Below are 11,806 nucleotides of genomic sequence, written 5' to 3' on the forward strand. Positions count from 1 at the left end.
CGGGGCGCCCGTCAGGCCGACGCGCTCCCCGCCCCGCTCCGGCGGTCCGGGGGCAGTATGTCGGCTCCCACCGACGGCGTCCGCGTGTCCGCGCCGGTGCCCCCCGACCCCGGTTCCACGGGCCCGCCGGGCAGGCGCAGGACGATGGTGGTGCCGCCACCGGGCGTCTCCTCGGCCCGGATGGTGCCGTGGTGGCGCTCGACGATCTGGGCGCAGGTGGCCAGTCCGATCCCGTGGCCGTCGACCCCCGTCGCGCCCCCCACCCGGTGGAACGGCTCGAAGACCCGCTCGCGGTCCTCCGTCGGGATCCCGATCCCCTCGTCGCTCACCCGCACCTCGAGCCACTCCGAGCCCGGCTCGGGCTCGGCGGTGAGGGCGACCCGCGGCACGCGGCCGGGCACGGCGTACTTCACCGCGTTCGTCAGCAGGTTCTCCAGCAGCTGGCGCAGCAGAGCGCGGTCGCCCCACACGCGCACACCCGGCTGGACGGTGATCTCGGCCGGCTGACCGCTGTCGGCCTGAAGGCGCGCCACCTCGACCATCAGGCCGCTGAGGTCGACCATGCGGGGACGCAGGTCGCGGTCGCGGGCGAGGGCGAGCGCGAGGACGGCGTCGACCAGCTCGCGCATCCGCTCGGCCGCCTCGAGGATCCGGTCGGCGCGCCCGCGCAGCCTCGCGAGGTCCGGCTCGGGGGCGTCGAGCCCGCTGCGCACGACGTCCGCCCAGCCCTGGACCACGGTGAGCGGGTTGAGCAGGTCGTGCGCGACGACGCGCGCGAAGGAGGCGAGGGCCGCGTGCCGCTGCCGCTCGACGGTCACGTCGCGGACGTGCACCATCGCCTGGCGCGGTGCGCCGGGCAACGGCGGGACGGGGTGGGCGCCGATCTCGACGATCGTGCCGGAGGGGACGCCGGGGGCGACGACCCGCAGGTCGCGCGGCCCGGCGACCTGGCCGGCGAGGGCGCGGCGGTAGGGCAGGTCCTCGTCGCCCACGGGCGTGCCGTCCGTCTCGACGAGGTGGTACGCGGCGGCCGGCTCGACGACGTCCGGCCGCTCGCCGCGCCGGCCCAGGATGCGTCCGGCCGCCTCGTTGCGCAGCACGACGCGGTGGTGCTCGTCGACGACGACCACGCCGTCGCGCATCTGCTCGAGGACCGAGCCGAGCAGCGCGGCGTGGGCGGTCGCCTCCCGCTCGCTGGCGTGCAGCCGCCGCAGGGCGTGGTCGCGTTCGGCGCGCGCGAAGGCCAGGGCGAGACCCGTCACCACCGCGATGCCCACGAAGGCCTGCACCACCACCACCTCGGACCGCACGTCCGCGGTGTCGACGAAGGGGCCGCGCCCCGCGATCGTGAAGCAGATGGCCGCCGCCCCCGTGAGGAAGCCGTGCAGCGCCACCACGAGCGGGGCGAAGCGCAGCCCGGCCCACACGACGGGCGCCAGCAGCAGGAACGAGTAGGCGTCGGCCCCGGGGCCCAGGAACACGGCCACCCACACGGCGCCGGAGGCGACGGCCAGCGCGAGGCCCTCGAGCGCCCCCGCGGCGCCATCCGGTCGTGACGGGTCCTCGACGAGGCCGCGGAGGAACGCGCCGGTGGTTCCGGCGGACCGCCAGGCTTGGAGGGCCAGGACCAGGACGCAGAGCACGACGACCGTTCCGAGGCTGTTCCGGCTCCACCAGGCGGCCGCGGGCAACAGCCCGGTCTCGCCCTCCACGGCGAGGGCCGTGCCCAGCTGGCCCAGCGCGGCGCCCGCCGCACAGGCGAGAACGGCGGCGATGACGACCCGCACGAGCTGGGCGACCTCGCTCAGCGGGCGGTCGCCGCCGAAGCACGCGACCTCCGGCACCCAGCGCCGCAGGAGGCCGCGCAGCACCAGAGCCTGCACGAGGTTCGTGACGATGAAGACGAGGCCCAGGGCCGGCGGCGCACCGGTCGCGACGTTGACGCCGAACGTGGCGGCCGCCAGTCCCGCCAGGGCCACCAGCAGCCACAGGCCGTCGCGGCAGGTCACCCACACGGCGGCCACGCCGGCGGCCGGCCACACGAGGCTCAGGGCGCTGCCGTCGACCACGGTCGCCCGGCCGGCCACGGCGGCCAGGAGGTAGCCCGCCGCGAGCAGCAGCTGCTGCGCGACCTCGCGCGCCGGCGCGGGGACGGTGCCGGCGTCGGGGGTCCTCACGAGGCCCGAGATCGGCTGGCGCGCGCCTGGCCTGAGGGATTCCGTCGCACGGACCCGGTCAGGGCCGCGGTGCGTCCTCGCCCGGCGCGCGGTGGTTGGTGGGGCACGCGTCGTTCGTGCACACCCGGTCGTCGAGGGTCGGGTCCGCTCCCCCGACGACGCCGTCGGCGGGGCCGACCGGCCCGTCGCCGGACTCCCGCTCCGGCTCGTGCGGCCGCAGCCGCACCGCCGCACCGCACTCGGCACAGGGCTCCACGTCGCCGTACACGTCCCACCTCCGCTCGGACGGGGTCGTCCCCGCCGCCCGATCCTAGATCGGTCGACGGGGACGACGGGGTGCACGACGCGCGTCGCGCGGGTGACGCCTCAGGCGCCGGTGGTGCTGCTCGGCGGCGGCTCGTGCGCGGCGTGCGGGAACGGCGTGCGGGCGGGCCCCGCCAGCTCCTCGGCGTAGTTCGCCAGCAGCGCCAGGTTGCGCTCGTCGAGGTGGTCCCAGCGCTGCGGGACGCTCGAGCCGGGCGTCAGCGACGCCATGGCCGTCGCAGGCGTCAGGCGGGCGCTGACCCAGCACTCGTGGCTGGCGGCACGCGCCACGACCTCGGCGATCGGGGTGACGATCATCGAGTTGCCGAAGTACGGCGAGCCCGCCGGGTCGAGGCCCGTGGCGTTCGTGCCCACGACGTACACGTGGTTGTCGTAGGCCCGCGCGCGGGTCGTCAGCTCCCACAGGTCGGCGCTGCGGAGCAGGGCCGAGGGGCGCGCGATGATCTCGGCCCCCTTGACCGCGTTGATGCGCGACAGCTCCGGGTAGTCGCCGTCGAAGCAGATGATGAGGCCGATGGTGCCGATCTCGGTCTCGACGACGGTGACGTGCTCGCCGGGGGTGACCCAGCCGCCCCGGTTGACGTCCTCGCTGCAGAACGGGTGGGTCTTGTGGTAGGTCCCGAGCACCGTGCCGTCGGGGCCCGCGAGGTGGGCGGCGTTGTAGACCACGCCCCGCTGCTCGCCGGGCTCGTAGGCGCCCCACACGAGGTGGATGCCGAGGCGCTGGGCCAGCTCCGTGTACGGCGCCGTGCCCGCCCCCGGCGCGGCCTGCAGCAGGTCCCACAGGTCGTCGGGGCCCATCGCGGGCCCGAAGCCGGTCGTGACGGTCTCGGGCAGCACCACGAGCTCCGCGCCCGTCGCCTCCACGGCCCGCTCGACCCAGTCGAGGGCGCGCTCGGTGTTGCCGGCGACCGTCTCGACGCTCAGCGGCCGGTGGTCGGGCGCCACCTGGACGGCGGCCACGGTCACGTCGCGCATCAGCGGCTCCTCCGTCCCAGCAGCGAGCCGACCAGGACGCCGACGAGCACGAGGCCCGCGCCCGTCAGGGCGCCCTTGACGAACTGCTCGGGCGAGCCGCCCGCCGCCGCGGAGGGGGCGGGGGCACCGGGGCGGGAGAAGGTGCGCGGCGCGTCGGCAGCGCCCGTGGTGCCCGCGGCGGCGCTGCCGGCCCCGCCCTCGCGGGTCTCCGCGGGGCTCTGGTCGGTCGCGCTGATCGCGCCGACCGTCGGCCCGGTCGCGGCGCCGGTCGCGGGACCGTTCTGCAGGTGGTCGTCGACCGCCTTGAAGAACTCGGCCGCGAGGCGCTTGCCGACCGAGGCGAGCATGCGCTGGCTGACGCCGCCGATCATCCCGCCGACGACCGCGTCGGCGACGAAGCGGATGAGCGTCCCGTCGCCCTGCGTCTCCATGTCCACGTCGACCTCGACCTGGATGGTGCCCGGGCCGCCGGCGCCGGTCGCGACCATCTTGAGGTAGCCGGGCTCGCGCTTGTCCTTGAGGTGCACCTCGCCCTCGTACGTGCCGCGGATCGCGGCGACGCCGGCGCTGATGGTCATCCGGTAGGAGTCCTCGGCCACCGCCTCGAGACGCTGGCAGCCGGGGATGGTCGCGACCAGCACCTCGGGGTCGTTGAACGCCGCCCACAGGGCGTCGATGTCGCTCGTCAGGGTGGCCTCGCCGGTGACCTTCACGGTCGGTCCTCACTCTCGGTGGTCGGTGCTGCGGGGAGGGACGCCGGGTCCACCCACCGGGTGCTCGCCGTGCCCGGCATGGTGTTGACCACCGGCTCCGGGTACGCCGCGGCGCGGCGCAGGTCGAACAGCTCCGAGGGCGAGATCGGCATCCGGACGATCGGGATGCCCTCCGCGTCCTCGATGGCGGCCGCGATCGCGGCGCTCGTCGGGATGACCCCCGCCTCGCCCGCGCCCTTGATGCCGAGCGGGTTGAGGGGGGACGGCGTCTCGAGGTGGTCGATCTCGATGCTGGTCGGCACCTCGGAGACGTAGGGCATGAGGAAGTCCATGAACGACGCGTTGGCGAGCTGGCCCGCCTCGTCGTACGCCATGACCTCGTAGAGCGCGCCGCCCACGCCCTGCGCGACGCCGCCGTGGATCTGGCCCTCGACGATGCGGGGGTTCACCATGCGGCCGCAGTCGTGGACGACGGCGTACTTCAGGATGTGGATCTCCGCGGTGTCCGGGTCGGTCTCCACGATGACGGCGTGCGCGCCGGCCGCGAAGGTGGACGCGGGCGGGGAGTAGTAGTCGGTCTCGTCGAGACCCGGCTTGTCCCCCGGCGCGATGGGCGGCTGGGAGTAGTCGACCGGTCCGCCGCTGAACTGCGTCGCCGCCTTGCTCGCCTCGTCGAAGGCGTAGCGCAACGGGTTCGACAGCACCGCGACCGTGCCGATGCCGACGGCCGTCGACGGGTCGCCCTTGACCTGCACCTGGCCCTCGACGATCTCGAGGTCGCCCGGGTCCGCCTCGAGCGCGTCGGCCGCCAGCCGGAGCGTGCGGTCGCGCACCTTGCGGGCGGCCAGCGCGATCGCGCTGCCGCTCATCACGGCGCCGCGGGAGGCGAACGTGCCCACCGAGTAGCCGAAGCGACGCGTGTCGCCCGTGGTGACGATGACGTCCTCGAACGGCACGCCGAGCTCGGTGGCGACGATCTGGGCGAAGGCGGTCTGGTGGCCCTGGCCCTGGGAGGTGATGCCCGTGGCCACCTTGACCTTGCCCGACGTCAGCACCTGCACGTGCCCGCCCTCGTAGGGGCCGGGGCCGGTGCCCTCGACGTAGAAGCCGAGGCCGATGCCGACGCGGCGGCCCTCGGAGCGCGCCTGGGCGCGGAAGTCCTCGAACTCGTCCCAGCCCACCAGCGCCCGCAGCTTGTCGGCGAGGCCCGGGTAGTTGCCGGAGTCGTACTTCAGCGGCCGGCCGTCCTGGAACATCAGGCCGAAGTCGACGGGGAACTCGTCGGGCTGGATGAAGTTGGCCTCGCGCACGGCGAGGCGGTCCTTGCCCAGGTACTGCGCGATGCGGTCCATCGTGCGCTCCATCGCGTACACGCCCTGCGGACGGCCCGCGCCGCGGTACGGCGTGACCAGCACGGTGTTCGTGTAGAGGCTGGTGAACGTCACCCGGTAGGCGTCCGGCTTGTACGGGCCGAGCAGCTGCGTCGAGGCGTTGATCGGCACGATGAGGCCGTAGGGGATGTAGGCGCCGTGGTCGTGGAGGATGTCGACCTCCATGCCGAGCACCCGGCCCTCGTCGTCGAACCCGACGTCCACGGTGAGCAGCTGGGCCCGCTCGTGGGCGCTGGACACGAAGTGCTCGCGCCGGTCCTCGGTCCACTTCACGTCGCGGCCGAGCCGCATCGACGCCCAGGGGACCATGATCTCCTCGGGCCACGGGTGCACGATCTTCACGCCGAAGCCGCCGCCCACGTCGGGCGTGACCACGTCGACCTGGGTGAGGTCGAGGCCCAGCTTGGCCGAGACCGCGCCGCGCACGCCGGTCGACGTCTGCGTCGCCGTCCACAGCGTCAGCTTCTCCTCGTGGCGGTCCCACCGGGCGTGCACGCCCTTGCCCTCCATCGGCATGCAGGCGCTGCGCTCGATGTCCCACTCGAAGGTGAGGCGGTGCGGGGCCTGCGCGACGGCGGTCGCCGCGTCGCCGTACGCCTGGGTGGAGACGGCCGCGGCGTTGCCGGGCACGTCGTCGTACACGAGCTCCTCGGCGGCCGCCGCCTTGCGCAGGCCGACGACGGGCTTGAGTACCTCGTAGTCGACCTTGACCAGCGCGACGGCGTCCTCCGCGACGTAGCGGTCGCGGGCGACCACCATCGCGACGGCCTCGCCGACGTGGTTCACCGCGTCGCGGGCCAGCGCGTAGCCGGTGCGCGGGTGGGTGAGGTCGGGGTGCGGGATGAGCAGCGGCAGCGGCTCCGCGGCCGGGCCGGCGAGGTCGTCCCAGGTGTAGACGGCGACCACGCCGTCGACCTCGTAGGCCTCGAAGGGGTCGATGTCGCGGATGCGCGCGCGGGCGTGCGGGCTGCGGACGAAGGCCGCGTGCAGCGTGCGGTCGTCGCCGATGTCGTCGACGTACCGACCCTTGCCGGTGACGAGCCGGGGGTCCTCGACCCGCTTGACGGGCTCGCCGAAGCCACGCGTGGTCACAGCGCACCGCCCTGGGTGGAGGCGGCGGGGGCGTCGGGTGCCGGGCCGCGGTCCGCGGGCGGGGCGTCGCCCGCCGCGCGCTCGCGGGTGAGCTCGGCGGCGCGCAGCACGGAGGCGACGATGTTCTGGTAGCCCGTGCAGCGGCACAGGTTGCCGCCGATGGCCTCGCGGGCCTCCTCGGGCGTGGGGTCGTCGTTCTCGGCCACGAAGGCGCTGATCGTGGTGAGGAAGCCGGGGGTGCAGAAGCCGCACTGCAGGCCGTGGCAGTCCACGAACGCCTGCTGGGTGGGGCTCAGCGTGCCGTCGGGCTCGGTGAGCCCCTCGACAGTGGTGACCTCGTGCTCGTCGGCGGAGACCGCCAGCATCAGGCAGCTGCGGACGGGCTCGCCGTCGAGCAGCACCGTGCAGGCGCCGCAGACGCCGTGCTCGCAGCCGACGTGGGTGCCGGTCAGCTCGAGGTCGGTGCGCAGGGCGTCGCACAGCGTGCGGCGCACCGGCACGTCGAAGCGGCGCGGCACCCCGTTGACCTTCACGCGGATCTCCGCGTGCTGCTCGCCGACCTGGCCCGTGCCGTGGCCCGTGCTGTGGCCCGTCCTGTGGCTCGTGCTCGTCATGCCCGTCCTCCTCGCGTCGTCGGTGCGGTGCCCGCGGTCGCCGCGGCTCCCGGGGCCACGCCGGCCGCACGCTCGGCGGCCTCGCGCGTCAGGCGCTGCGTCAGCACCGCGGCCAGGTGGCGGCGGAAGTCCGCGCTGGCGTGCAGGTCCCCCGCGGGGTCGACCAGCTCGCGCACGCGGTCGCCGAGCGCCGCGTGGTCCACGTCGGTGTACGGCGTGCCCGCGACGTCGTCGGTGAGGTCGACGACCTCGGGCACGTCGCTCACCGAGACGAACGCCAGGCGCAGGGACGTGAAGCGGTCGGCCTCGTCGAGCTGCGCGACGACGGCCAGGCCGCACATCGCGTAGTCGCCGTGGCGCCGGGTGATCTCGTCGAAGGCGGTGCCGGCGCGGCCGGGCACGGCCGGGAAGAAGGCGGAGACGGCGAGCTCGTCGTACCCCAGCACGGACTCCATGGGGCCGACGAAGAAGTCGGCGGCGTCGATGGTGCGCTCGCCGCGCACGGACCGGGCGACGACCGAGCCGCCCAGCAGCGCGAGCACGACGGGCATCTCGGCCGAGGGGTCGGCGTGCGCGAGGCTGCCGACGGTGGTGCCGCGGTTGCGGATGGTGGGGTGCGCGACGTGGCGCAGGGCCTGGCCCACGAGGGGCACCCGGACCGCGGCGTCGGCGTCGCGCTCGAGGCGGGCGTGGCGCACGAGGGCGCCGATGCGCACGCCGTCGCCGGTGACCTCGAGGTCGCCCAGCTCGGGGGTCAGCTTGTTGATGTCGACCAGGTGCGCCGGCGCGGCCAGGCGCATGGCCATGACGGGCACGAGGCTCTGGCCGCCCGCGAGGACCTTGGCGTCCACGGAGTGCTCGGCGAGCGTGTCCAGGGCCTCGGCGACCGTGCGGGGGGCGTGGTAGGTGAACTTGGAGGTCTTCATGCTCTCCCTGTCCGTGCGGGGAGACCCGCCGTGCGGCGGGTCTCCCCCGGAGGTGTGACGGTGGTGTCCCGGCCGGGCCGGGGCCGGTCAGTGCGCCGCGGGTCCTCCCGGGCCGCGGTGGCCCGGCGTCCCCGGCGTCCCCGGCGTCCCGGGGGTGTCCGGCGAGCCCGGGCCGCCGACCCGCTCGACGGGTCCGGCCTCCCGCAGCCGTGCCGGGGCGGCCGCCCGCACCGCGTGGTAGGCCACGATGGTGACGATCGTGCCCAGCGCGATGCCGGTGACGGAGAAGTCGTCGCTGAACTTCAGCGACACGTCGCCGATGCCGATGACGAGGCCGGCGGCGAGCGGGACCAGGTTGACGGGGTTGCCGAAGTCGACGCGGTTGTCGACCCAGATCTTGGCGCCGAGGAGCCCGATCATCCCGTAGAGGACCACGGTGATCCCGCCGAGGACGCCGCTGGGGACGGCGGAGACGGCGGCGCCGAACTTCGGCGAGAAGCCGAAGAGGATCGCGACCAGCGCGGCCACGTAGTACGCCGCCGTGGAGTAGACCCGGGTCGCCGCCATGACCCCGATGTTCTCGGCGTACGTCGTGGTCGGCGAGCCGCCCACGAAGCCGGCGAGCGCGGTGCCCACGCCGTCACCGATGAAGGCGCGGCCCATGTAGGGGTTGAGGTTGCGGTTCGTCATCTCCTCGACGGCCTTCACGTGGCCGGCGTTCTCCGCCACGAGCGCGATCACGCCCGGGACGATGAGGAGGATGAAGGTGGCGCTGAAGCTGGGCAGGTGCGCGCCCGAGAGAACGGTGCCGTCCGCCTGCGTGATGCTCTGCGGCAGGCCGATCCAGGCGGCGTCACCGACCGCGCTGAAGTTCACCCGGTCGGCCTCGGTGCCGTCGGCGCCGGCCAGCGGGCCGGAGACGACGTCGAGGATCCAGGACAGCGCCGTGCCGAACACGAGGCCGAGCAGCACCGCGATCCGCGACAGGAAGCCGCGCACCACGACGGAGACGACGATGACGAAGATCATCGTGGAGACCGCGACCCACTGGTCGGCGGGCCAGTAGAGGTCCGCCACGACGGGTGCGAGGTTGAAGCCGATGAGCATGACGACCGCGCCGGTCACCGCCGGCGGGAGCACGCGGTTGATCATCGAGCCGCCGACCAGGTGGACGCCGATGCCGATGACGACGAGCAGCAGGCCGGCGACGAGGATCGCCCCGGTCACGTCGGAGCTCTCACCGCCCTGCGCCCGGATGGCCCCGGCGGCCGCGACGAACGCGGCGCTGGTGCCCAGGTAGGACGGGATCTTGTCGTTGACGATCAGGAGGAACAGGATCGTCGCGACGCCCGACATGAGGACCGCGAGCTGCGGGTTCAGCCCCATGATGATCGGGAAGACGAACGTCGCCCCGAACATGGCGACCACGTGCTGCGCACCCAGTCCGATGGTCCGCGGCCACGACAGCCGCTCGTCCGGTGCCACGACCGCCCCCGGTGGCGGGGTGGCACCCCCTTCGTACAGCTTCCACTTCAAGGCCATCTTGCTTGTCTCCTCTCGGGCTGGCACGCGAAGCGTGTCCAGGAGTGGCCCGCTCAGCCGTGTCGTTCGACGCGGGTTGTGGCCTCTGCCACACGCGCGGCGTCGCTGAGCCTACGGAGAGCGACGGGGCACGTCGTCATCAGTGTCTGCCAGCGTCGGCCCCCGGTCGTTGTGCAGTTCTGCGCCTGTCGCGTGACGGTGGTCACCGGGAGGACCGCTGGTGTTCACCGACCGCCGCCCCGTCGCGACCGCCCTCGCGTCCCGGCTCCCCGCCGGGCTCGCGGCCCGTCGCCGCGCGCAGCTGGAGGGCCTGCAGGGCGACCGCCACGTTGAGGCGCAGGTGGGCGTCGGTGGTGAACGGCCCGATCATCCGTTCCAGCTTCGAGATGCGGTAGCGCAGCGTGTTGTAGTGGAAGAGCAGGTGCCGCGCCGTCTCGGCCACGTTGAGGTTGTGGTCGAGCAGCGCCTGCAGGGTCGTGCGGAGGTCCTCGTTCTCGGCGCCCCCGCCGGCGAGCTCGCCGAGGGTGTCGCGCACGAACCCGGTGAGCTCGGCGGGGTCGGAGACCAGGCTGAGCAGCCGGTGCACGCCGAGGGAGTCGAAGTGCGCGAGCGCGCCCGGCCCCTGGAGCCAGCGCCCCACCCGCACCGCGCTGCGCGCCTGCTCGTACGCCGCGGGCAGGCCGTCGACGTCGCTGAACACGCGGGACAGCCCGGTGCAGAAGGTCCGGCGGCCGCCGCCCCCGTCGCCGCTGACGCGGGTCACGAACGGGCGCACGAACGCCTCGACCTCGCCCGCCCGCGAGGGGTCGAGCCCCACGACGGCGACGACCTCGTCGCTGAGGCTCACCACCGCGGCCCCGGGGTCGTGGGTCCGCACGACGGAGCGCCACGCCGCCGAGAACCGGTCCTGCGGTGGCTGCAACCCGTCGCCGGGACGGTACGGCGGGGCCGGCTCGTCGTGCTGGGCGACGACGACCACCATCGGCCGGTCGAAGTCCCAGCCCAGCATCCCGGCGTGCGCGACCACCTCGTCGTGCGGACCCGCGGTGCCGGCGAGCACGTCGCGCAGGAAGTCGCCCTCGTACTTGCTCTCCACGGCCGCCAGCTCGCGCTGCTTGGTGATGCTCAGCGCCACCACGGTCGCGGCCCGCTGGAGCGCGTGCTCGTCGCTGCGCGAGAGGGGGTGCACGGTGGCGGTGGCGACCATGCGCCCGTGGTCGTGGCGGCCGGCGACCACCGGTACGACGATCCGCTGCCGCCCGCCGCCGTCACTGAAGCCGTAGGAGAGGTCCTCGACGCGCACCCGGCCCGTGGGGTCGCGCTCGAGGCCGTCGTCGAAGGCGTCCGGCCCCGTGGCGGCCCCCGCCGCCTCGTCCTCCGTCGAGCGGTCGGTCTCGACGAGCACACGGCCGTCGGCGGTGGTGACGAGGATGCGGGCGCGCACCAGGCGCGACACGTGGTCGGCGACCTCGGCGAGGCCCTCCCCCGCCACGATCCGCTGGAGCAGCTCGTGGTGGAGCCGCTCGGAGCGGGCGAGCAGCACGCTCTGCCGGTCGAGCACCTCCGACAGCACGACGGTCAGCACCTCGTCGAACCCGAGGTCGGGCAGGGTCAGCACCGGGAACGCGCGGCGGTCGGCCTCGGCGAGCACGGCCGCCGGCAGCGACTCGAGGTAGCGGCCGAGCTTCACCACCAGGCCCGCGGCGCCCCGCTCGTCGAGCTCCGCGACCAGGTCGACGAGGGCCTCGGGCCGGCCGCGCAGGGGGTAGCCCGTCGTCAGCAGCAGCTCGCGCTCGCGCACCCACGGCGCGATGTCGGGCACCTCCATGACGTTGAGCCGCTCGATGCGGCGCCCCAGGCCGGCGGCGCCCGCCACGCACGTGGTGCCCGCGAGCTCGGGCAGCTCGGTCATCTCCGCCACCGAGATGCCGTAGTCCCACGACTCCTCGACCGGGCGGTCGAAGGGGGTTGGGAACATCTGCGAAGACTCGCTGTGATCCTTGGCACTTTCGTACATGGGGGGACCGTACCCGTCCCGGCTAGCGTCCG

9 protein-coding genes are annotated in these 11,806 nt (G+C 74.4%); all 9 read right to left on the reverse strand.

What is annotated here, in order from left to right:
* Positions 1-11 precede the first annotated feature (11 nt).
* The gene (locus KK617_RS00500) at positions 12-2,177 is read right to left on the reverse strand and encodes an ATP-binding protein (RefSeq protein ID WP_277497425.1); all 2,166 of its coding nucleotides are present in this window, start codon (positions 2,175-2,177) and stop codon (positions 12-14) included.
* Between the two features lie 58 nt (positions 2,178-2,235).
* On the reverse strand, positions 2,236-2,445 hold the full coding sequence (locus tag KK617_RS00505; RefSeq protein WP_277497426.1) for a hypothetical protein: 210 nt from the start codon (positions 2,443-2,445) through the stop codon (positions 2,236-2,238).
* A 98-nt stretch (positions 2,446-2,543) separates the two neighbouring features.
* Positions 2,544-3,479 carry a carbon-nitrogen hydrolase family protein gene (locus tag KK617_RS00510; protein ID WP_277497427.1) on the reverse strand — a complete coding sequence of 312 codons (936 nt, stop codon included), beginning with the start codon at positions 3,477-3,479 and terminating at the stop codon, positions 2,544-2,546.
* Positions 3,479-4,192, reverse strand: a complete 714-nt coding sequence (locus KK617_RS00515; protein WP_277497428.1) for a carbon monoxide dehydrogenase subunit G — start codon at positions 4,190-4,192, stop codon at positions 3,479-3,481. Before KK617_RS00515 ends, KK617_RS00510 begins: the two co-directional genes overlap by 1 nt.
* Positions 4,189-6,675, reverse strand: coding sequence for an aerobic carbon-monoxide dehydrogenase large subunit (gene cutA / locus KK617_RS00520; RefSeq protein ID WP_277497429.1), 2,487 nt, complete (start codon positions 6,673-6,675; stop codon positions 4,189-4,191). Before cutA ends, KK617_RS00515 begins: the two co-directional genes overlap by 4 nt.
* Entirely contained in the window at positions 6,672-7,289 is a 618-nt protein-coding gene (locus tag KK617_RS00525; protein WP_277497430.1) for a (2Fe-2S)-binding protein, read from the reverse strand. Before KK617_RS00525 ends, cutA begins: the two co-directional genes overlap by 4 nt.
* Complete coding sequence (locus KK617_RS00530) at positions 7,286-8,215, reverse strand: xanthine dehydrogenase family protein subunit M (protein ID WP_277497431.1); 930 nt, start codon at positions 8,213-8,215, stop codon at positions 7,286-7,288. Before KK617_RS00530 ends, KK617_RS00525 begins: the two co-directional genes overlap by 4 nt.
* 87 nt (positions 8,216-8,302) lie before the next feature.
* Positions 8,303-9,757 (reverse strand): solute carrier family 23 protein, encoded by a 1,455-nt coding sequence (locus tag KK617_RS00535; protein WP_277497432.1) that lies wholly within the window; start codon positions 9,755-9,757, stop codon positions 8,303-8,305.
* Positions 9,758-9,959: 202 nt separating this feature from the next.
* Entirely contained in the window at positions 9,960-11,735 is a 1,776-nt protein-coding gene (locus tag KK617_RS00540; protein ID WP_277497433.1) for a PucR family transcriptional regulator, read from the reverse strand.
* Between the last annotated feature and the right edge of the window lie 71 nt (positions 11,736-11,806).

It is taken from the genome of Nocardioides sp. ChNu-99, assembly GCF_029493445.1.
Taxonomy (GTDB): domain Bacteria; phylum Actinomycetota; class Actinomycetes; order Propionibacteriales; family Nocardioidaceae; genus Nocardioides.